Origin of the sequence: Pararoseomonas baculiformis, from assembly GCF_017813395.1 — a bacterium.
Lineage (GTDB): Bacteria > Pseudomonadota > Alphaproteobacteria > Acetobacterales > Acetobacteraceae > Roseomonas > Roseomonas baculiformis.
In genome coordinates this window covers 129794-149358 of record NZ_JAGIZB010000012.1, presented here as the reverse complement: position 1 = coordinate 149358, position 19565 = coordinate 129794, and the positions used below count along the sequence as shown (strand labels likewise).

The window sequence follows — 19565 nt, the reverse complement described above, 5'->3', positions numbered from 1 at the left end:
CCACGACGGGTTCAGGTTTTCGCGGGTCCCTGCAGGCCGGGGGGCGGGATGGCCTCTTCCGCGTCCGGGTCACGGCCGTGCTGGCGGTCCAGCGAGCGCATGATCGGCGTGACGGTCAGGCCATGCAGAAGGACAGACATGAGCACGATCAGCCCCATGATGCCCCAGAGACGCTCGGCGCCCTCCACCTCCATGTGGTTCAGCCCATAGGCCAGGTAATAGAAGGAACCCACGCCGCGGATGCCGAAGAAGGCGATGATCACCTTCTCGGTCCGATGCGCCGGGAAGCCGGCCAGCCCGATCAGCCCGGTCACGGGGCGGATGACCAGCAGGATCACCGCGGCGATCCCGGCATCGGTCCAGGTGACCGGTTCCAGCAGGCCGCTCACCAGCGCACCGCCGAAGAGCAGCAGCAGGATCATCATGGCGATCCGCTCGATCTGCTCGGTCATGGCATGCATCTGGACGTGGAAGTCATGGGCGCGGTGCGCGTGGCGGAAGGTGAGCGCCGTGACGAAAACGGCCAGGAAGCCGTAGCAGTGGATGATCTCCGTCAGCCCGTAGGAGACGAGCGTGGCGGAAAGGGCGATCAGGCCGTCGCCGGTCTTGGCCAGCTTCGTCTCGGCCGGCACGTGGAAGGTGAGCCAGCCGAAGGCGCGCCCGATCAGCCATCCCGCCAGCGCCCCGGCGCCGACCTCCCACAGCACGCGATAGCTGAACCACTCGAAGAACCAAGCCTCGCCCGTCGCGGCCACGGCGGCAAGGGTGATGGCGAGATGCACGAAGGGAAAGGCCAGCCCGTCATTCAGCCCGGCCTCCGATGTCAGGCCGAAGCGCACCTCATCCTCGGCGCCCGTCCTGGGCGGGCCGACTTGGACATCGGCCGCCAGGACCGGATCCGTGGGGGCGAGGCTGGCGGCCAGGAGGATGGCCACCGCCCATGGAAGGCCCATGCCCCAGCCGGCCAGAAGGGCGATCGCGACAATGCCGAGCGGCATCGTCACGCCGAGCAGGCGCCAGGTGACGCCCCAGCCGCGCCAGTTGAAGACGCGGTCGAGCTTCAGCCCCGCCCCCATGAGCGCGATGATCACCACGAATTCGGTGAAGCGCTCCGTGATCTCCGGATAGAGGATCGGCAGGGGGCGCAGCCCCGTCCCGGGCAGGGAGAACAGGAGAGCCCCCAGCCCGATGCAAACGATCGGCAGCGACAGCGGCAGGCGCCTCAGGACGAGAGGCAGCCATGCCACGAGGGCGATCAGGATCCCGAATCCGGTGAGGACAAGAATATAGGGATCAGGATCCCAGGCGCCGTCGGTCATGGGCGCCTAACGAGGCAGCACCAGCATCGTTCCGGTTCTGCCGGAATCAGCGGTCCCCGGTCTTGCGGTTGCTCTGGGTGGCGCTGCTGACGCCGCCCTGCTTGCCGCCCCCATCCCGGCCGCCGCCCGCGCGGGCATCCTTGGGGTTCGGCTTGCCGGTGGCATTCTTGCCGCCCTGCGGAGCGCGGCCGGCGGGAGGAAGCGGCGGAAGATTGGCCATGTTGGTGCCTTGTCGATGCTGTGATGATGAACGGGTGTGGCGGGCCGGGCGGCATGGCTTTCGGCACGCCCGCGATCAGCACCGCTGCCGCTTCAGCCATAAGCGCATGATTGCGGCGGTTGTTCCATCTCGAAAGGCAGTGGCGCCGTTTGCCTCACGGGATCCGGGCCGGGCCCCGCTGCCGGCCGCCGGTCATTGGCATGCCGGAAACGTGCGCCCAGCCCGGCTTACAAAGGGCCTAGGGTGACGAATGACGCACGACCCCACCCAGTCCCAGCACGCCCAGCCCTCGGAAGAACACCATCCGGCCGCAGCGAATGCCCTGGCCCTGCAACCGCCGCGCTGGATGCATGACCGTATCCTGTTCGAGGTGGAGGAGTGCGGCGAGGCGCTCGCCTGCTCCGTTTCAAAGGCAGCCATCCAGGATGCCGGCGGCCGTTATTCCAACCTTCCGCGCGACATCATGTCGGAATTCGTCCGCCTCCGCGGGCGGATCGAACGGGCCGCGATCGCCAAGTTCCGCGGGCGCCAGGGCGGGATGGAGGGGCCGGTGCATGTCTGGTCGGCCGATCTGGATGACGATCCGGAACCGCCGACCACCATGGTCCAGTCCGCGCTTCGCGGCTGAGAGGCGTCAGCGCCCCATCAGCCCCGCCGCGCGCAGCGCCTTCGTGATCACCGCGCCCGGCCCGGAATCCGCCTGGGGCAGCGGCCCCTGCCAGCCTGCCCCCGGCGCTTTCGCCGGCCCCGGGCGCGGGGCAGCCCCGGGCGGGATCACCTCCATCTCGGGCAGCGCGGCCCCGCCTGTCGGCAGGCCCCAGAAGTCCAGGATCGCATGGGTGGAGGACAGCCCGGCATCCAGCAGATAGGCCCCGGCCTGCCCGCAGCGCCCCTCTTCCCGCCCGGGGGAAAGGGGCACGCCATGCCCCAGCCCGGCCACGCGATGCAGGGCCACCCGCACCGTGCCATCCGCCCCGGCCCAGCGGTGCAGCTCATGCCCGCCCTCACCGGTGCCCCGACGCGGGGCCGCATCGGCAAGCCCGTGCAGGTCGAGCCACTGCTTCGCGATTTCGTCGGCATTGCCGGGATGCACGGTCGTATCGGCATCGCCATGCCACACCGCGACACGTGGCCAGGGCCCGCGATGCCGGCTCGCCGCCCGCACCGCATCGCCGCGCAGCCCTGGGGCAAGGGCCGCGGGCCGCGCCATGGCCCCCAATGCCTCTCCCACTCCGCTCGCTGCCCCATGGGGCAGCCCCGCCACCACCGCCCCGGCCGCGAAGACCTCGGGGTAGGTGGCGAGCATCACCGATGTCATCGCGCCGCCGGCGGAAAGGCCTGTGATGAAGACGCGCGCCGGGTCCAGCCCGTGCTCGCGCAGCATCCAGCCGATCATCTGCCGGATGGAGGCGGCCTCCCCCATGTCGCGCCCCGTGTCGCCCGGCTCGAACCAGTTGAAGCAGAGATGCGCGTTGTTGGTCCTGCGCTGCTCCGGCATCAGCAGCGCGAAGCCCGAGCGTTCCGCCATGTCGGACCATCCGCATCCCAGGTCGAAGCCGCCTGCGGTCTGGGTGCAGCCATGCAGGGCCACGACCAGCGGGGCGCCTCGCGGCAGGTCCGCCGGCACATGGGCCAGCATCCGGAGCCCGCCGGGATTGGCACCGAAGGACACGACCTCCTGCAACCGCCCATCCCCGGCGGGCGCCTTGCCGGCCTGCGCCCCGGCCGCTTGCCGGAGACGGACGAGGGTCTTGAGATCAAGCCGCATATTCATGAAGAGCCCTTTAGGCCAAGCCGGCTGCCGCGATATCGCGGCCATGCTGCACCGCAACATGGGGTGCTGCAGGAGCCATTGGCAGGGGCCCCGCGGTCACGGCCTCGTTCCCGGCCCGGGAAAAGGGGCGGCGCGGGCGGTGACGGGCGGGCCGGATGGCGGCAGCCGCCGGCGAGAAGCCGACCCGCAGCCGGATGCCACGTTCCGGAAAAGCCGTTCGGCCCGGCTGCTTGATTCGGTTCGTCAGCAGCCCCGAGGAAGGTTCTGTGACACTGCTTCGACGCAGGGAAATCGCTGCTCGCTCAGGGAGCCGCGACGCCTTTCATGAACTGTCATATTGAGGACTCGTGGAACGCTTCATTCCGCGGTTCCAGAGGATTTCTGCCGCCGGAACGGCCTGGAAGATCGGCAAGGCTGCCCGCTGTCTGTCACATTTCTTTCATTTAAGTGCAATCCAGGCGTCTCTCAGCCCACCTAGGTTCCGCGCCGCCAAGGGAACGCGCTACGGCTCGGCGCGTGCCCGGCCTTAACATGCCGATGGAGACCACACGGTGAACCGACGCAGCCTCCTGCTCTCCACCGCCCCTCTTTTCGGGGCCACGATGCTGGGCGGCCGCCTGGCTTTTGCCCAGCAGACCCAGATCACCGGCGCTGGCGCCAGCTTCCCGAACCCGGTCTACCAGCGCTGGGGCGAGGGTGCGAAGGCGGCCGGCCTGCAGCTGAACTACCAGTCCGTCGGCTCGGGCGCCGGCGTGAACCAGATCCGCAACCGCACCGTTGATTTCGGCGCGTCGGACGCCCCGCTGTCCCAGCAGCAGCTGACCGAGGGAAACCTGATGCAGTTCCCGACGGTGATGGGCGCGGTGGTTGCCATCGTGAACATCCCTGGCGTCGCCGAGGATCAGCTTCGCCTGACCGGCGAGCTGCTGGCCGAGATCTACCTGGGCAAGATCACCCGCTGGAACGACCAGAAGATCGCCGAGCTGAACAACGGCGTGACCCTGCCGAACCTGGCGATCGCCCCGGTCTACCGGGCCGACAGCTCGGGCACGAGCTTCGTCTTCACCTCCTACCTCTCCGCCGTGTCCAGCGAGTTCAAGGACAAGGTGGGCGCCGGCACCTCCGTGCGCTGGCCGACCGGCGCCGGCGCGCGCGGCAATGAGGGCGTGGCGGGCACGGTCCGCAACACGCGCGGCGGCATCGGCTATGTCGAGAACGCCTATGCCACCCAGAACAAGCTCGCCACCGCGCAGCTGCGCAACAAGGCCGGCCGCTTCGTGAAGCCGACCATGGAGAGCTTCCAGGCCGCGGCGTCGAACGCGAACTGGAGCGTGGCGGGCATGGCGGCAAGCATCATCGACCAGCAGGGCGAGAACTCCTGGCCGATCGTGTCCCCGACCTTCATCCTGGTGCCGACGAACCCGCAGGACCCGGCCCGCACCACGGCGGTGATGCGCTTCTTCGACTGGGCCTTCAAGAATGGCAGCGATGCGGCCCGCCAGCTCGAGTACATCCCGCTGCCGGAGACGGTCCAGAACGCCGTCCGCTCCGCCTGGGGGCAGGTCCGCGTGAACGGCCAGCCGGTCTGGCCGGCGGGCTGATCCGAGAACGCCCGGCGGCATCGCGCCGCCGGGTGACCTTTTTCTCCTGAGGAAGACCGCGTGGCCCAGGTCGCCATCCCCGAAGTTCTGCCATCCCTTCCGGCACGGCCGGCGCCCAGGCGTGGCGCCAGCGCCGGCGACGCGGTCTTCGCCCTGCTCTGCCGCGGTTCCGCGGCCCTGGTGCTGGTGCTGCTCGGCGCCATCATCATCGAGCTCTTCATGGGTGGGCTTCCCGCCTTCCGCGCCTTCGGCGCGGCCTTCATCACATCCACGGAATGGGATCCGGTCCAGGATATCTACGGCGCGGGCGTGCCGATCTACGGCACCATTCTCACCGCCATCCTGGCCCTGCTGATGGCCGTGCCGGTGGCCTTCGGCATCGCCTTCTTCCTCACGGAACTGGCGCCCGCCTGGATGCGGGGCCCGGTCGGGACCGCCATCGAGCTGCTGGCCGCCGTTCCCTCCATCATCTTCGGCATGTGGGGCTTCTTCGTCATCGTGCCGCTGATGGCGGGAACCATCCAGCCCGCCATCATCGACACGGTGGGCGAGCTTCCGGTGATCGGCAGCCTGTTCCAGGGCCCGCCCTTCGGCACCGGCCTGTTCACCGCCGCCCTCATCCTCGCGATCATGGTGCTGCCCTTCATCGCGGCCACGATGCGGGACGTGTTCCTGCAAGTGCCCGGCGTTTACAAGGAAAGCGCCTACGGCCTGGGCGCCACGCGGTGGGAGGTGATGCGCGGGGTCGTGCTTCCCTATACCCGCGTCTCGGTGGTGGGCGGCATCATGCTCGGCCTCGGCCGCGCCCTGGGCGAGACCATGGCCGTCACCTTCGTCATCGGGAATGCCAACCGCATCACCGCTTCCGTCTTCGGCCCGGGCAACACCATCGCCTCGATCGTCGCGCTGGAGTTCGGCGAGAGCGCGGCCGGCAGCCTCAAGCTCTCCTCGCTGCTCGCACTCGGCTTCCTCCTCTTTGTCATCTCCTTCGGCGTGCTCGCGCTCTCGCGCTGGCTGCTCCGCTCCCGGCTGAAGGCCTGAACCCGATGTCCGCGACCACCGCGCCCCGTTCCTCCATCCCTGGCCGGGCGAAGGACCAGTCCGCCTCGGCCGCCCTTGGCCGCCGCCGCGCCCGCACGGATGGGATCATCCGCGCGCTCTGCACCATTGCCACGGTGCTCGGCCTGCTCTTCCTCGTCTCCATCCTTGCCACGCTGCTGGTTAAGGGGGCGAGCGGCATCTCCCTCAACGTCTTCACCGACGTGACGCGCCCGCCCGGATCCCATGGCGGCCTGCTGAACCCGATCATCGGCAGCCTCATCCAGGTGGCGCTCGCCACGCTGCTCGGCACGCCGATCGGCCTGCTGGTCGGGACCTATCTTGCGGAATATGCGGGCAATGGCCGCTTCGGCCAGGTGGTGCGCTTCGTATCGGACGTGCTGCTTTCCGCACCGTCCATCCTGATCGGCCTTTTCGTCTACCAGCTCCTGGTCCTGCCCTTTGGCGGCTTCTCCGGCTGGGCGGGGGTGGTGGCGCTGGCCATCATCGTGATCCCCGTGGTGGTCCGCACCACAGAGGACATGCTGCGGCTCATCCCGAACACGCTGCGCGAGGCGGTGATCGGGCTGGGCGCGCCGAAGTGGAAGATGGTCGTGCTGGTCTGCTGGCGCGCCGCCATCTCCGGAATCATCACGGGCGTTCTTCTCGCCGTGGCCCGCGTGGCCGGCGAGACGGCACCGCTGCTCTTCACCTCCCTTGGCAACCTCAACTGGTCCGTGAACCTCTCGCAGCCCATGTCGAGCCTGCCGATCACCATCTACTCCTATGCCGGCTCTCCCTATGAGGACTGGATCACGCTCGCCTGGACGGGTGCGCTGATCATCACCCTCGGCGTGCTCGGCCTCAACATCCTGGCGCGCGCCGTGCTGCGCGCCCGCCGCTGACGAAGGCCCAGGGCAAAGCCATGAACCAGAACACCGAAACCGCCGCCGCGATGAACGCCGCCGCGGGGACCGCGCAGACTGCCACGGCCTCGGGGCCTGCCCCCGGTAGCTTCGGGGGCATGGCGGCGCGCTCCTCCGCGGCCATGAACACGGCGCGCATCTCCATCCGGGACCTGAACTTCTTCTACGGCACGAACAAGGCCCTGAAGGGGATTCAGCTGGACTTCCCGGAGCGCCAGGTCACCGGGATGATCGGCCCCTCCGGCTGCGGCAAGTCCACGCTGCTGCGGGTGCTCAACCGCATGTACAGCCTCTATCCCGGCCAGCGCGCGGAAGGGCGGGTGATGCTGGATGGCGAGAACATCGTCGATCCCGACATGGACCTGAATGCCCTGCGCGCGAAGATCGGCATGGTCTTCCAGAAGCCCACCCCCTTCCCGATGACCATTCACGAGAACATCGCCTTCGGCATCCGCCTGCACGAGAAGCTCTCGCGCGCCGAGACCGAGGAGCGCGTGGAATGGGCCCTGACCCGCGCGGCGCTCTGGGGCGAGGTGAAGGACCGGCTGCACAGCTCCGCCATGGGGCTTTCGGGCGGGCAGCAGCAGCGCCTCTGCATCGCCCGCACGATCGCGGTGCGCCCGGAGGTGATCCTGTTCGACGAACCGACCTCGGCGCTCGACCCCATCAGCACCCTCAAGATCGAGGAGCTGATCGACGAGCTGAAGCAGGATTTCACCATCGCCATCGTGACGCACAACATGCAGCAGGCGGCACGCTGCGCGGACCAGGTGGCCTTCTTCTACCTGGGGGAGCTGGTGGAGGTGGCGCCGGCCGCGCAGCTCTTCACCGCCCCGCGCGAGAAGCGCACCCAGGAATACATCACCGGCCGCTTCGGCTGAGGCGGACGCAACAATCATGGATCGTCCGGTGGAGCATATCGTGAAGTCATACGAGGAAGAGCTGAAGCGGCTGCGCGAGCTGATCGCTCGCATGGGCGGCCTCGCCGAGCGCCAGGTGGCGGATGCTGCTTATGCGCTGGTGCGCAAGGACTCCGAGATGGCCGGGGAGGTGGTGGGCCGCGATGCGCCCATCGATGCTCTCGAGCGCGAGGTGGATGCCTTCTGCGTCCGCCTCCTCGCCCTGCGCCAGCCCATGGCGAGCGACCTGCGCTTCATCGTCGCCGCGCTGAAGATCAGCCAGGACATCGAGCGGATCGGCGATTACGCGCGCAACGTCGCGAAGCGTTCCATCATCGTGTCGGGGCAACCCTTCATCGGCGGCCTGAACGGCTTCCAGTGGATGGCCCAGCTGGTGCAGCGGAACCTGAAGGACAGCATCGACGCCTTCGTGCGTGACGATGCCGACTTGGCAGAGCGCGTCTGGGCCGCCGATGCTCCCGTGGACGACATCTACACCAGCATCTTCCGCGAGATGCTGACGCATATGATGGAGGATCCGCGCAACATCACGGCCTGCACGCATATGCTCTTCATCGCGAAGAACTTCGAGCGGATCGGGGACCACGCGACGAACATCGCGGAAACCGTGCATTACGCCGTGCGCGGCGCCGTGCTGCCGGAGGATCGCCCCAGGGCCGATGTCTCCTCCGAGCTCGCTCCGCCCCAGGCGCCCGCCGCATGAGGGCCAGCGCGCTCGCCGACGGGCAGCGCCCCACCATCCTGGTGGTGGAGGACGAGGCGCCGCTGCTCACCCTGCTCCGCTATAACCTGGAGAAGCAGGGCTTCCGCGTGGAGGAAGCGACGGATGGGCCGGAGGCCCTGATCCGCGTCGCCGAGGCCAAGCCCGACCTGATGCTGCTGGACTGGATGCTGCCCGCCATGTCCGGCCTGGAGGTCTGCCGCCAGCTCCGCCGCCGCGCGGAGACGCGGGACCTGCCGATCATCATGGTGACGGCCCGCACCGAGGAGGCGGATGCGGTTCGCGCCCTCGATACCGGGGCTGACGATCATATCGGCAAGCCCTTCACCATCGAGGCCCTGATGGCGCGGATCCGCGCCGTGATGCGCCGCTCCGTGGGCCCGGCCACCAAGGGTGCCCTGAGCTGGCAGGACATCACGATGGACCAGGATGCCCACCGCGTGACGCGCGGCGGCCGGACACTGCATCTCGGACCCACCGAATACCGGCTGCTGGAGTTCTTCCTGCAGCATCCCGGTCGCGTCTTCTCCCGCGAGCAGCTTCTGGACGCCGTCTGGGGGCGGGACATCCATGTCGAACTGCGCACGGTGGATGTGCATATCCGCCGGCTGCGCAAGGCCGTGAACGGCGAGAACGATGCCGACGTTATCCGCACCGTCCGCAGCGCTGGCTACGCGCTGGACGTCGAGGGCTGACGCGCTGGCAGGGGACACTGCGGCCGAGGGCCGGCATCGGTCCCCGGATCGCCTTCCCTCACGCAGCTGCTCTCGCCGGCCGGAGGAAGAACAGGCGCCCCGAGGCTCGGCTTCCTAACGGCACCTCTATGTCAGATGACGGGCGAGGTGCTTGTTCATCTCGAACATCGTGACCTTGTCCTTGCCGAACACCGCACGGAGCTTGTCGTCCGCCAGGATCTCGCGCCCGTCCTTCGGGTTCTGCAGCTTGTTCGTCTTGATGTATTCCCAGACCTTGCTCACCACCTCGCCGCGGGCAAGCTTCTCCGAGCCAACCACGGCCGCCAGTTCATCGGACGGCTGAAGGGGCTGTTGGAGCGCATTGGGCTTGTTCCCCTTGGCCGGCTTGGCGACCTTGGTGCCCTTCACCTTCTCATCGCTCTTCGCGCCTTCCTTTTTCGACGTCGCCGCGCTTGCCTTGCTGGGCATGGATACTCTCCCGCTTGTCGCCGGACACCGGGTTCCAGCATTCCCGGCTTTGCAACGGCGCGAGGCCCCGGCAGGTTTCTGCTCCCCCTCCCCCGGCAAGCTGCTGCCAGAACGGCCAGTTTCTTGCCGTGTTTTCGGTGCCACGCGAGCAGGCAGCCCGAGGAGGCCGCGACGGCCTTTCACATGCGGGGTTCCTGACCTGGCCTTCCGGGCGTCCCCCGGGTGTTGCCGCCCCTCCCAAAGCCCATATTAGATCCGCACGAGCACTTCTGCGTCCGGGGACAGGGGCATGACGCGTTGCAGGACAGCGGGGCTGGTTCTGTTGTTGGTTGGCTTCCTGCCGGCCGGCCAGGGCATGGCTGCGCCGCGGGAGCAGAGTGCCGGCGCCGTCATCGAGATCGCGCCTCGCCCGGCCCCGAGGCAGCCCCCCAGGCAGGCCCTCGATCGCTCAGGCAAGGCGCGCCAGGCCGAGGCCTTGGTCCTGGACGACCCGGCCCTTGCCTCCAGACCCGCGGTTGGCGTCAGCGGCGTCCTCCCGCAGGGCACGACGGCTCGGGTGCAGAACCTGCAGAACGGGCGTTCGACCCTGGTCCAGGTCCTGGGCGGCGGACCGGCCAGCGCGGGCCGGCTGCTCGACATCACGCCTCCGGTCGCGCGCGCCTTGGGGGTGACGGAGAGAAGCGCACAAATCCTCGTGGCGCCCCTGGCGGTGCCGCAACCGGATGGCACGATAAGGCTAGGCGAGGGAACGCGCCTCGCGGGGACCGTTGCTCCGCCGCCTGTCAGCGACCGCCCCGAGGATTGAGTGCCGGCGGAAGGTTGTGCGTGAGGCAGCCGCCGGCACGGAAGGGTAAGCTCGCCTGGATCACAGCGCCGCAGAATGGCCCGTCATGGCCTGGGGAGGCGCGTTCCTCAACCTTCGAACCGGGGCGGGCGCTTTTCCTTGAAGGCAGCGAGGCCTTCCTTTCGTCCCGCACTCGTCAGAAGGCGTTGGTAGGCGTCTCTCTCAAGCTGCAGGCCGGAACCGAGGTCCATCTGCAAACCGGCATGGATGGCGTGCCGCGCCTGGCTCACGGAAAGGCGGGGATTGCTCGCGATACGGCGGGCCGTCTCGATGGCCTCGGCCACGACCTGCCCGCCCGGGCAGACGCGGTTGACGATGCCCCAGGCCTGCGCCTCCGTGGCGGAGAAAGGGCGCCCCGTCAGGATGATCTCCTTCGCGCGAGGCTCGCCGGCGATGCGGGAAAGCAGCTGCGTCCCGCCCCCACCCGGCATGATGCCGATCGCGACCTCCGTGAGGGCAAGCCGAGCCGTGTCTGCCGCATAGGCGAAGTCGCAGGACAGGACGATCTCAAGCCCGCCGGCATAGGCCGCGCCATTCACCGCGGCGATGACGGGAACGGGACTTTCCAGCACGGCCCGGATCGCGCCGGCAATGGCGAGGTACTGCGCCTCTGCATCCGGTCCGGCCAGTGTCTCGCGTTCCTTCAAATCCGCGCCGGCACAGAAGGCCCGCTCCCCCGCACCGGTCAGCACGACGCAGCGCCAGGCTTCGGGCTCGGCCCGGAGCCTCGCGAAAACACTGGCCAGCTCGGTGGCCATCTGCCGGTCGAGTGCGTTCGCCGCTTGCGGACGGTTCAGCGTGAGAAGAAGCACCCCGTCGCCCACCTCCTTGAGCACCAAGTTCCGGTATGGTGACGAATCGCCGCTCATCGCTCCCTCCGGCTCAATAGGACTTCGGCAGGCCGAGGACCTTCTCGGCGATGAAGCAGAGGATGAGCTGCGGGCTGACGGGAGCGATCCGGTTGATCATCACCTCCCGCAGATAGCGCTCCACGTGGTACTCCTTGGCATAGCCGAAGCCGCCATGGGTCATCACGGCCTGCTGGCAGGCCTCGAAGCCTGCCTCCGCGGCCAGGTATTTCGCCGCATTGGCCGAGGGCCCGCAGGGCAGGCCATTGTCGTACTGCCAGGCCGCCTGCATCGTCATGAGATAGGCCGCTTCCAATTCCATCCAGTTCTTCGCCAGCGGGTGCTGAATCCCCTGGTTCTGGCCGATCGGGCGGCCGAAGACTTGGCGCTCCTTCGCATAGGCCGTGGCTTTCCGGAGTGCCGCCCTGCCGATGCCGACCGCCTCTGCCGCGACCAGCACACGCTCGGGATTCAGGCTGTGGAGGATGTAGTGGAAGCCCTTGCCCTCCTCGCCGATCCGGTCCTCCACCGGCACCTCGAAATCCACAATGAAGGTCTCGTTCGAATCGACTGCCTTGCGGCCCATCTTCTCGATGACGCGGATATCCACCCTGGTCCGGTCGATGGTCGTGTAGAAGAGGCTCAGCCCCTCTGTCGGACTGCGGACTTCCTCCAGCGGCGTGGTGCGCGCGAGCAGCATGATCTTGTCCGCGACCTGCCCCGTGGAGGTCCAGACCTTCTGGCCATTGACGACGTAGCGGTCCCCCTTGCGGACGGCGCGTGTCTTGAGCTGGGTGGTGTTGAGGCCGGTATTGGGTTCCGTCACCCCGAAGCAGGCCTTGGACTCGCCGCGGACGATCGGTGGCAGCATGCGGGCCTTCTGCTCCTCCGTGCCGAAGACCACGACAGGGTGCAGGCCAAAGATATTCGTGTGGATGGCCGAGGCGCCGGCCATGGCCGCCCCGGATTCCGTGACCGCGAGCATCATCGTCGCCGCGGCGCTCACGCCCAGCCCGGCACCGCCATATTCCTCGGGGATGCAGATGCCGAGCCAGCCATCCTGCGCCATGGCCGCGTGGAACTCGTGGGGGAAACCTCCCTCCATGTCGCGCGCCAGCCAGTAGTCGTCCCCGAAACGCTCGCAGATCCGGAGCACGGCGTCACGGATCGAGGAGAGCTCGTCGGGCAAGGAGAAGTCCACGTGCGGGGTTCCTTATCGAATGTGCCGATCCGGGCTCAGGCTGCCATCGTCAAGCCAGGCGGCGGGCACCTGCACCGGCATGTCCAGCAGCACCTGGGCGAGCCCCTTTCCCTGGGCGTCGTAACGCAGCGACGAGACGCCACCGCCGCCAAGGGCCTCGTGCAGGAGGAAGTTGAAGCCGTTGAGCCCGGGCCAGGCGTAGCGCTCCACGCGTCCGCGGACAGCGTGGCGCAGGAAGTCGGCGACCGCCTTCCCGGTGACCTGCGCCGCGATCACCGGCAGCCACTCCGGCCGGCGCGCGATGAGAACGATGTTGGAAAGGTCGCCCTTGTCGCCGCTCCGGGCATGGGCAAGGGCGGCGAGCGGTACGGCGGAGACCCGCTCGCCCGTGGCGGCGGACGCCGCCGGTTCCCCGGGTGGCTGCGTCACGGGAGTGCCCTGCCCGTCGCAGCGGACAGGAACGGGGTGGCGCACCCCATCCATCTCGAAGGCTGGCGAGAGGCCTGTTTTCGGAACCAGCAGGGAGACAAGCCGGGTCATCGGCACCGCCTTCGGGCGCCCTGCCGGGCCGCCCGCCGTGCCAGGCGCCATGGCCGTCGTCGCCGCGTGGATCTCCCGCGCGAAGATTTCAACGGCACAGGCGTTGTCGTGGTGGACCGCCACCTTCAGCACCACCTCCCTGGCAACGGGGCGCGCATGCGGCCCGTAGCCCTCCTCGGCGCCCAGCGCCTCGATGGAGGTCTCGCGCAGTTCGCTGAATCCCGCGGCAGTAATCAGGCGGCGCGTCCGCGCGAGGAGCGCCTCCCCTGTCGCGCGCGCCTTGCGCGCGGCATCGCGGCCCGTGATCAGCAGCGTGGCCGTGGCGCGGTGGCCGTCGAGATAGGTCGCGCTCACCTTGTAGCTGTCGGTGCGGGGGCGCCCGCGCAGGCCCGAAACCGCCACCCGGTCGGGGCCGAGCTGTTCCAGCCGCACCTCCCGCAGATCGCAGACCACATCCGGCAGCACATAATTCGCCGGGTCGCCCACTTCGTAGCCAAGCTGCTCCGCCACCCCGGCGACGGTCACGGCACCGCCGGTGCCGGCCGGCTTGGTGATGGTGAAGCCGCCATCGGCACGGCACTCGGCGACGGGGAAGCCCATCATGGCCCAGCCATCCGCCACTGTTTCCCAATCGGTCAGGATGCCGCCTGTCACCTGCGGGCCGCACTCGATCAGGTGCCCGGCCATGCTGCCGGCCGCGAGGAGGTCAAGCTCGTCCGGCCCCCACCGGAACGCGTGGATGAGCGCCCCGAGGGTCATCGCACTGTCGGCGCAGCGCCCGGTCACGACAATATCCGCCCCTGCGTCGAGGGCGGCCGCGATCGGGAAAGCGCCGAGATAGGCATTGGCCGTGGCGAAAGGGGGATGCGGGCCCGGCGCCGACCCGTCCATCGCGCGGGCAGGTAGATCTCCCAGCAAGGGCAGCACGTCGTCACCGAGCACGGCGGCGACCTTCAGCGGCAGGCCCTGCGCCGCAATCTCGCGCAGCAAGGCATCCCGGCAGCCCGCCGGGTTCACGCCGCCTGCATTGGCGATCACCTTGATGCCTCGCGACGCAATCTCCCGCCCGAGGGGGCCGATCACCTGCGTGATCAAGTCGGGCGCGTAGCCCAGCTCGGGCCGGCGCTCGCGCGCACGCGCCAGCAGCGCGATCGTGATCTCGGCGAGGTAGTCGAGCACGAGGTAATGCACATCGCCGTGCCGGACCAGTTGCGCCGCGCCCTCCGGCGTGTCGCCCCAGAAGCCTGAGCCGCCGCCCACCCGCACCACGCCACGCACCACGTCACCCACCGGGCGCAGCTCCGGCATGGGCGGGCCGCCTGCGCAGGAGATAGCGATGGCGCCCGTCCAGCACGAGCTCGCCCCTTTGGTTGTGGACCGTGCTGCGCAGCCCCACGACCCCGGTGGTCCGGTTCGGCGCCAACTCGTCCAGTGTCAGCGCGGGATAGACCGTGTCACCCACGAAGACCGGGCGAAGGAACCGGCTGGACTGCTCCAGGAAGGCCTTCAGTGATTCCTCGATCATATGCGGGAACAGCCCCGCGCCCGCGACCGTCTGGATCGCGACCTGATAGCCATGTGCCAGCATTCCCGGCATGCCATGCGCCCGGCAATACTCGGCGTCGTAGTGAACGGGGTGGTTGTCACCGCTTGCAGCCTGGAAGGCCAGGAAAACAGCTTCCGTCATCGTCCGGCTCGGCAGCACGAAGCGCTCGCCGAGACGGAAGTCGTCGAACCAGCGCTGCTCCGCGACGACGCGGTGGCCGCGAGGGTCGAAGGGCGCGGCCCCGCCGCTCACTGCGTCGTCATCCCCGATTTCTGCACCACTTCCCGCCATTTGGTGATCTCGTTCCGGATGAAGGCGCCGACAGCCTCCGGCGCCACCGGCTCCGGCACGTCGCCGCCGAGCTCCGCCACGCGCTGGCGGAGGGCCGGCATCGCCATGACCTGGGCGAAGGCACGGTTGAGCTGGAGCACCGTGTCGCGCGGCGTCGCCGCGGGCACGAGGATGACATTCCAGGTGTAGCATTCATATCCCGGCACGCCGCCCTCGGCGAAGGTGGGCAGGTCCGGCACCAGGGGACTGCGCGCCGCCATCGACCAGCCGATGGCGCGTGCCGTTCCCGCCTTCGCGTGCGCGAGCCCGCCAGTCGCGGCATCGATGTAGAAGTCGATCCGGCCGGAGGCGAGATCGGTCATGGCGGGCGCGGAGCCGCGATACGGGACATGGGCTGCCTCCAGCCCGGTCATCATCAGCAGCAGCGCCGCCGCGAGGTGCGGCGCGCCGCCGACGCCGGAAGAGCCATAGGTCGCACGGCCATTCTGGGCCCGCAGCCAGGCCAGGAAGCCCGCCATGTCCTGAACCGGCAAGCTGTTGCGGACGAGCAGAACGAGCGGCACTCTGGCGATGAGGGCGGCGGGCGCGAAATCCCGCTCCGTGTCAAAGGGCAGGTTGGGGAAAAGAGAAGGATTCACCGCATGCGCGACGCTGGTGAGCAGGAGCGTCTGCCCGTCAGGCGCTGATTTCGCCACCACGTCGGTGCCGACGACGACTCCGGCTCCCGTGCGGTTCTCGACCACCACGCGCTGCCCGATCACGGGGCCGAGTTGCTCGGCGAAGAGGCGGGCGAGCACGTCCGTTGGCCCTCCCGCGGCATAGGGCACGACAATGCGTGTGCTGCGCGCCGGATCCTGGGCCAGGGCGAGCCCCGGAGCAGCAAGGGCGCCCGCCCCGGCAAGGAGCAGTTGACGTCTCTTGGCCATGTTGTGTCCTCCCGTTGTTGTCTTCACACTGTCCCGGTACTTCGCAGGTTGGCGATCTCGGCTTCGGTGCAGCCGATCTCGGACAGGATCGCCGTCGTGTGCGCGCCGAGCGCCGGAACATCGCCCATGGCGAGTTCGACATCGGCGAACTCCGTGGGCGGCAGCAGCGCACGCACCGTCCCCCCTGGCGTCCCCACCTCGCGCCAGCGATCGCGCGCCGCCAGTTGGGGATGCGCCCAGACCTGCCCTGCGTCGTTCAGCCGTCCATTGGCGATGCCAGCCGCATCAAGCCGCCCAATCACCGCCGCGCTGTCCAGCCCGGCGAAGACCGCCTCGATCGCTGCCGTCAGCTCCATGCCGTTGGCGACGCGGGCGACATTCGTCGCGAAGCGCGGGTCGGTGGCCAGTTCGGGCCGGCCCAGCACGTCGCGGCAGAAGGTTGCCCACTCCCCGTCATTCTGGATACCGAGGATGACCGCCCCATCCCCGGTGCGGTAGGTACCATAGGGCTGGATGTTCGGATGCCCGCTGGCAAGCCGCGCGGGCGGCCCGCTGCCATAGGCCGCTTGGTAGAGCGCGTGGCCCATCCACTCGGCCACCGCGTTGAGCATCGTGACCTGCAGGTGCGCGCCCCGCCCGGTGTTCCCGCGGCGGACCAGCGCGGCCAGGATCCCGGAATAGGCGTACATCCCCGTGGCGATGTCCGCCGCCGAAATGCCTGCCCGCGCCGGGGCCTCCGGCGTTCCCGTCACGCTCATGAGCCCGGCCTCGGCCTGGATCAGCAGATCATAGGCCTTGCGGGAGGCGTAAGGCCCGTCCCGCCCGTAACCGGATATGTCGCAAAGCACGAGGCGGGGATGCGCGGGCGAGAGCGCCGCGTAGGATAGCCCCAGCCGGTCCGAAGCCCCAGGCGCCAGGTTCTGCACCACGACATCCGAGCGTGCCACGAGACGGGCCAGCAGCCCGGCGGCGCCGGGCTTCTTCACGTCGAGCGTCAGGCTCCGCTTGCCGCGGTTCAGCCAGACGAAGAAGGAGGAAAGGCCGTGCACGGACTGGTCGTATCGGCGCGCGAAGTCGCCTATCGCCGGCCGCTCCACCTTGATCACCTCTGCCCCCATGTCGGCGAGGTGGCGCGTCGCGATGGGGGCTGCCACGGCGTGCTCCAGCGCGAGCACGCGGACCCCTGCCAGGGGAAGCTCCTGCCCAGCGGATCCCGTCATCTCCGCGCCAGGCCCTGGTGCTGAACGCGCCTACCCATACCGGCGCCCCGGAGGTTCCGGGCCGAAAGCTGTACCATTCCGACATTTCCCCGGCCGCCGGCTCTCCGGCCGACGGTCCTGAGGGAGGATGTCGGGCCCGGGATATGTCGGGAAGTAATTTGATTGCATAATGATATGCTGTTTCAGCATAAGATGGCGCGCGATGAAGCTGCACCAGCTCAGGACGATGCGGGAAGTGGTGGCGCAGGGCTTCAGCCTCTCGCGCGCAGCGCGCCAGCTGAACGCCTCCCAGCCGGGGCTCACGCGGCACCTGCAGGAACTGGAACGGCAACTCGGCGTAGCGTTGTTCGTGCGGGGCGCGAAGCGATTATCCGACCTCACGCCGGAGGGGCGTGCCCTGCTTCCCACCGTGCTCCGGATCCTGGATGAGGTGGACGAGCTGCACCGCGCGGCGAGGGACATGGCGGCCGGTGACCGAGGCAGCATCACCATCGCCACGATCGACACCCATGCCCGCTATGTGCTGCCAGCCATGATCGAGCGCCTGCTGCGCGACTTCCCGACCCTCCAGCTCCGGCTACTTCAGGGCAGCCGTATCCAGGTGGCGAACTGGCTCCGCGACGGGGAGGCCGACATCTCCGTCGCCGGCCTGCCCAGCCAGCCCTATCCGGACCTGGTCTTCCTCCCGTGCTACGAGGTCCATCGCCTCGTCCTGACGCCGCCCGGCCACCCGCTGGCGCGTCTTCGGCGCCCGATCAGGCTGGAGGAGATCGCAAGCCATCCCATCATCACCTACGACCCCGCTTTCGAAGCCTGGGCCGGCATCCTGGGCGTCTTCCAGGCCAGCAGGCTGTCGGTGAACATCGTGCTCAGCGCGATCGACGTGGACATCATGAAGACCTATGTCCGGTCGGGGCTCGGCGTCGGCATCGTGGCCGACCTTGCCTATAGCCGGAGCAACGACCGTGATCTCCGCGCGATCAACGCCCGGCACCTGTTTCCCTCGACCGTGACCCATATCGGCGCCCACCGCCGGCGGCCGCTGAGTGTCCATGCCCGCCACCTGATCAGCTTCTTCGGGCCGGATGTGGGCCGAAGCCTGGATCGTGCGTTGCGGGCCGATCCCACCCCGGCGTGACAAAGTGCGAGTGCCATGGGCCCGGTCCCACCCTTTCCGGTGGTGCCTCCTCCAGCCTTTCCGCGCCATGCGTCACCACAGGCCACCGGATGGCGATCAGCCCCCGCCCAGGAAATCGGTCGTCCAACGCGCGTAGTCGCTTTCGCGCGTCACCTGCTTCGCCAGGGCTGCGGAGGCGAGGCCCTGAAGTTCTGAAGGCTTCGTGCCGTCGCGCAGCGCCTTCATCGTCGCGTGCAGCGCCGCGATGGCCGCCTGGAAGGGCTGATGCCCCTGCAGTGCCAATCGTACCCCATGCGCAGCCAGCCATTCAGTGTCGGCAAGCTCGCCGCCAGTTCCACCCAGTACGAAGGGCAGGTCGGTCACGGCCCGCATCGCCTCAATTTCGGCGCGCGTCTTTGCACCGATAAGGAAAATGCCATCGACCCCTAGCCCGGAAAAGGCGCGCACCCGCGAAACGGCATCGTTGAGACCGCTGATGGCCAGCGCGCTGGTCCGGGCGAAGATGACGAGCCCCGGGTCCTCGCGGGCGGCGATGGCGGCCTTCATCTTGCCCACCCCTTCCTCCAGCGAGATCAGCCGCGCCGGGCCGCCGCCATATGGGGCGGGCAGCAGCGTGTCCTCGATCGACAGCGCAGCGACACCGGCCGTTTCGAGCTCCTGCACCGTTCGCATCACGCTCAACGCGTTACCGTATCCGTGATCGGCATCCACAAGCAGCGGTGGCGCACCGGCACGATTGATGCGCAGCGCCTGCTCGGCAAATTCGGTCAGCGTCAGGACGATCAGATCTGGCGCCCCCAGCACGGCGAGCGACGCGACGGAACCGGCAAGGATAGCCGTCTCGAAGCCCAGGTCAGTGGCGAGGCGAGCAGAAACAGGATCATGTACCGAGGCCGGGTGGATGCAACGCTCCCCGCCCAACACCGCGCGGAAGCGTTGACGGCGGCTCGTCCATTCCATGAAGCATTTCCCCAGGCGTGTCATGGCCGCTTTGGCCAGGGCGCCGACCATTGGCTAACGCCAGGAGGCCGCCGAGCGCAAGCGCCGAGGCATGGGCCGCAGCTGGGGCGGCTTGGCGCAGGGCCATGGCGTTCCTGCTTGCCGCAGTGTCGCTCTCCTGCGGCCCGTCGCGGATTGCCCGCCGACATGCCCCGCCAATGTGTCCAAAGCGTTGCAACGGAACCTTTCCGCGTTCGTTTCTGCGGTTGACCGACCGGAGTGGCTGCATGCAGCCGTGCATGCAGGTGGAACGCAACATTCGTTAACCTATGGCATTGAGTTGCCTGGCCACACCCGTAACCTGCGCTGATGGACTGAATGCACGTTCGC

Annotated in this window: 20 protein-coding genes; 9 read left to right on the top strand and 11 right to left on the bottom strand. The window is 68.6% G+C overall.

The window, feature by feature from the left end:
• Nucleotides 1-11: 11 nt before the first annotated feature.
• Both J8J14_RS14155 and J8J14_RS14150 read right to left on the bottom strand, forming a co-directional pair.
• Entirely contained in the window at nt 12-1319 is a 1308-nt protein-coding gene (locus J8J14_RS14155; RefSeq protein ID WP_209380172.1) for a cation:proton antiporter, read from the bottom strand.
• A gap of 46 nt (nt 1320-1365) precedes the next feature.
• The gene (locus tag J8J14_RS14150; RefSeq protein ID WP_209380171.1) at nt 1366-1539 is read right to left on the bottom strand and encodes a hypothetical protein; all 174 of its coding nucleotides are present in this window, start codon (nt 1537-1539) and stop codon (nt 1366-1368) included.
• A gap of 250 nt (nt 1540-1789) precedes the next feature.
• On the opposite strand from J8J14_RS14150, the gene J8J14_RS14145 reads away from it, so the two are divergent.
• Complete coding sequence (locus J8J14_RS14145) at nt 1790-2167, top strand: DUF1488 family protein (protein WP_209380170.1); 378 nt, start codon at nt 1790-1792, stop codon at nt 2165-2167.
• Between the two features lie 6 nt (nt 2168-2173).
• On the opposite strand, the gene J8J14_RS14140 is transcribed toward J8J14_RS14145, so the two are convergent.
• The gene (locus tag J8J14_RS14140; RefSeq protein WP_209380169.1) at nt 2174-3313 is read right to left on the bottom strand and encodes an extracellular catalytic domain type 1 short-chain-length polyhydroxyalkanoate depolymerase; all 1140 of its coding nucleotides are present in this window, start codon (nt 3311-3313) and stop codon (nt 2174-2176) included.
• 602 nt (nt 3314-3915) lie between these two features.
• Between J8J14_RS14140 and pstS the strand changes: the two genes are divergently transcribed.
• From pstS to phoB, 6 genes are all read left to right on the top strand, one after another.
• On the top strand, nt 3916-4914 hold the full coding sequence (gene pstS, locus J8J14_RS14135; protein WP_209380206.1) for a phosphate ABC transporter substrate-binding protein PstS: 999 nt from the start codon (nt 3916-3918) through the stop codon (nt 4912-4914).
• A 60-nt stretch (nt 4915-4974) separates the two neighbouring features.
• A complete protein-coding gene (gene pstC / locus J8J14_RS14130; RefSeq protein ID WP_209380168.1) occupies nt 4975-5955 on the top strand; it encodes a phosphate ABC transporter permease subunit PstC in 981 nt (326 codons plus the stop codon).
• A gap of 5 nt (nt 5956-5960) precedes the next feature.
• A complete protein-coding gene (gene pstA, locus J8J14_RS14125) occupies nt 5961-6857 on the top strand; it encodes a phosphate ABC transporter permease PstA (RefSeq protein ID WP_209380167.1) in 897 nt (298 codons plus the stop codon).
• A 119-nt stretch (nt 6858-6976) separates the two neighbouring features.
• Complete coding sequence (gene pstB, locus J8J14_RS14120; RefSeq protein WP_209380205.1) at nt 6977-7759, top strand: phosphate ABC transporter ATP-binding protein PstB; 783 nt, start codon at nt 6977-6979, stop codon at nt 7757-7759.
• Nucleotides 7760-7775: 16 nt separating this feature from the next.
• Nucleotides 7776-8501, top strand: coding sequence for a phosphate signaling complex protein PhoU (gene phoU / locus J8J14_RS14115; protein ID WP_209380166.1), 726 nt, complete (start codon nt 7776-7778; stop codon nt 8499-8501).
• The gene (phoB, locus tag J8J14_RS14110; protein ID WP_209380165.1) at nt 8498-9214 is read left to right on the top strand and encodes a phosphate regulon transcriptional regulator PhoB; all 717 of its coding nucleotides are present in this window, start codon (nt 8498-8500) and stop codon (nt 9212-9214) included. Before phoU ends, phoB begins: the two co-directional genes overlap by 4 nt.
• 126 nt (nt 9215-9340) lie before the next feature.
• On the opposite strand, the gene J8J14_RS14105 is transcribed toward phoB, so the two are convergent.
• On the bottom strand, nt 9341-9682 hold the full coding sequence (locus tag J8J14_RS14105; protein WP_209380164.1) for an SWIB/MDM2 domain-containing protein: 342 nt from the start codon (nt 9680-9682) through the stop codon (nt 9341-9343).
• A gap of 289 nt (nt 9683-9971) precedes the next feature.
• Between J8J14_RS14105 and J8J14_RS14100 the strand changes: the two genes are divergently transcribed.
• Nucleotides 9972-10487, top strand: a complete 516-nt coding sequence (locus J8J14_RS14100; protein ID WP_209380163.1) for an RlpA-like double-psi beta-barrel domain-containing protein — start codon at nt 9972-9974, stop codon at nt 10485-10487.
• A gap of 107 nt (nt 10488-10594) precedes the next feature.
• Here J8J14_RS14100 and J8J14_RS14095 read toward each other — a convergent pair whose 3' ends face one another.
• Genes J8J14_RS14095 through J8J14_RS14070 form a run of 6 tightly spaced genes read right to left on the bottom strand, consistent with a single transcriptional unit; the run spans nt 10595 to nt 17098 of the window.
• On the bottom strand, nt 10595-11395 hold the full coding sequence (locus tag J8J14_RS14095) for an enoyl-CoA hydratase/isomerase family protein (RefSeq protein WP_209380162.1): 801 nt from the start codon (nt 11393-11395) through the stop codon (nt 10595-10597).
• A gap of 13 nt (nt 11396-11408) precedes the next feature.
• Nucleotides 11409-12575, bottom strand: a complete 1167-nt coding sequence (locus J8J14_RS14090) for an acyl-CoA dehydrogenase family protein (RefSeq protein WP_209380161.1) — start codon at nt 12573-12575, stop codon at nt 11409-11411.
• Nucleotides 12576-12587: 12 nt separating this feature from the next.
• Nucleotides 12588-14423, bottom strand: a complete 1836-nt coding sequence (locus J8J14_RS14085) for an acyclic terpene utilization AtuA family protein (RefSeq protein ID WP_245215769.1) — start codon at nt 14421-14423, stop codon at nt 12588-12590.
• On the bottom strand, nt 14398-14913 hold the full coding sequence (locus J8J14_RS14080; protein WP_342452448.1) for a MaoC family dehydratase: 516 nt from the start codon (nt 14911-14913) through the stop codon (nt 14398-14400). The genes J8J14_RS14085 and J8J14_RS14080 overlap by 26 nt, the downstream gene beginning before the upstream one ends.
• On the bottom strand, nt 14910-15878 hold the full coding sequence (locus J8J14_RS14075) for a tripartite tricarboxylate transporter substrate binding protein (RefSeq protein WP_209380159.1): 969 nt from the start codon (nt 15876-15878) through the stop codon (nt 14910-14912). The genes J8J14_RS14080 and J8J14_RS14075 overlap by 4 nt, the downstream gene beginning before the upstream one ends.
• A gap of 23 nt (nt 15879-15901) precedes the next feature.
• The gene (locus J8J14_RS14070) at nt 15902-17098 is read right to left on the bottom strand and encodes a CaiB/BaiF CoA transferase family protein (protein ID WP_209380158.1); all 1197 of its coding nucleotides are present in this window, start codon (nt 17096-17098) and stop codon (nt 15902-15904) included.
• 202 nt (nt 17099-17300) lie between these two features.
• On the opposite strand from J8J14_RS14070, the gene J8J14_RS14065 reads away from it, so the two are divergent.
• Nucleotides 17301-18236, top strand: coding sequence for a LysR substrate-binding domain-containing protein (locus J8J14_RS14065; RefSeq protein ID WP_209380157.1), 936 nt, complete (start codon nt 17301-17303; stop codon nt 18234-18236).
• A 96-nt stretch (nt 18237-18332) separates the two neighbouring features.
• On the opposite strand, the gene J8J14_RS14060 is transcribed toward J8J14_RS14065, so the two are convergent.
• Nucleotides 18333-19196: an isocitrate lyase/PEP mutase family protein gene (locus tag J8J14_RS14060; RefSeq protein WP_209380156.1), complete on the bottom strand. Its 864-nt coding sequence runs from the start codon at nt 19194-19196 to the stop codon at nt 18333-18335.
• Nucleotides 19197-19565 lie beyond the last annotated feature (369 nt).

Bases quoted from the DNA above. Each gene is read 5' to 3' on its own strand.
- J8J14_RS14155 (WP_209380172.1), bottom strand. From the start codon at position 1,319: ATGACCGACGGCGCCTGGGATCCTGATCCCTATATTCTTGTCCTCACC.
- J8J14_RS14150 (WP_209380171.1), bottom strand. From the start codon at position 1,539: ATGGCCAATCTTCCGCCGCTTCCTCCCGCCGGCCGCGCTCCGCAGGGC.
- J8J14_RS14145 (WP_209380170.1), top strand. From the start codon at position 1,790: ATGACGCACGACCCCACCCAGTCCCAGCACGCCCAGCCCTCGGAAGAA.
- J8J14_RS14140 (WP_209380169.1), bottom strand. From the start codon at position 3,313: ATGAATATGCGGCTTGATCTCAAGACCCTCGTCCGTCTCCGGCAAGCG.
- pstS (WP_209380206.1), top strand. From the start codon at position 3,916: ATGCTGGGCGGCCGCCTGGCTTTTGCCCAGCAGACCCAGATCACCGGC.
- pstA (WP_209380167.1), top strand. From the start codon at position 5,961: ATGTCCGCGACCACCGCGCCCCGTTCCTCCATCCCTGGCCGGGCGAAG.
- pstB (WP_209380205.1), top strand. From the start codon at position 6,977: ATGGCGGCGCGCTCCTCCGCGGCCATGAACACGGCGCGCATCTCCATC.
- phoU (WP_209380166.1), top strand. From the start codon at position 7,776: ATGGATCGTCCGGTGGAGCATATCGTGAAGTCATACGAGGAAGAGCTG.
- phoB (WP_209380165.1), top strand. From the start codon at position 8,498: ATGAGGGCCAGCGCGCTCGCCGACGGGCAGCGCCCCACCATCCTGGTG.
- J8J14_RS14105 (WP_209380164.1), bottom strand. From the start codon at position 9,682: ATGCCCAGCAAGGCAAGCGCGGCGACGTCGAAAAAGGAAGGCGCGAAG.
- J8J14_RS14100 (WP_209380163.1), top strand. From the start codon at position 9,972: ATGACGCGTTGCAGGACAGCGGGGCTGGTTCTGTTGTTGGTTGGCTTC.
- J8J14_RS14095 (WP_209380162.1), bottom strand. From the start codon at position 11,395: ATGAGCGGCGATTCGTCACCATACCGGAACTTGGTGCTCAAGGAGGTG.
- J8J14_RS14085 (WP_245215769.1), bottom strand. From the start codon at position 14,423: ATGCCGGAGCTGCGCCCGGTGGGTGACGTGGTGCGTGGCGTGGTGCGG.
- J8J14_RS14075 (WP_209380159.1), bottom strand. From the start codon at position 15,878: ATGGCCAAGAGACGTCAACTGCTCCTTGCCGGGGCGGGCGCCCTTGCT.
- J8J14_RS14070 (WP_209380158.1), bottom strand. From the start codon at position 17,098: ATGACGGGATCCGCTGGGCAGGAGCTTCCCCTGGCAGGGGTCCGCGTG.
- J8J14_RS14065 (WP_209380157.1), top strand. From the start codon at position 17,301: ATGAAGCTGCACCAGCTCAGGACGATGCGGGAAGTGGTGGCGCAGGGC.
- J8J14_RS14060 (WP_209380156.1), bottom strand. From the start codon at position 19,196: ATGGAATGGACGAGCCGCCGTCAACGCTTCCGCGCGGTGTTGGGCGGG.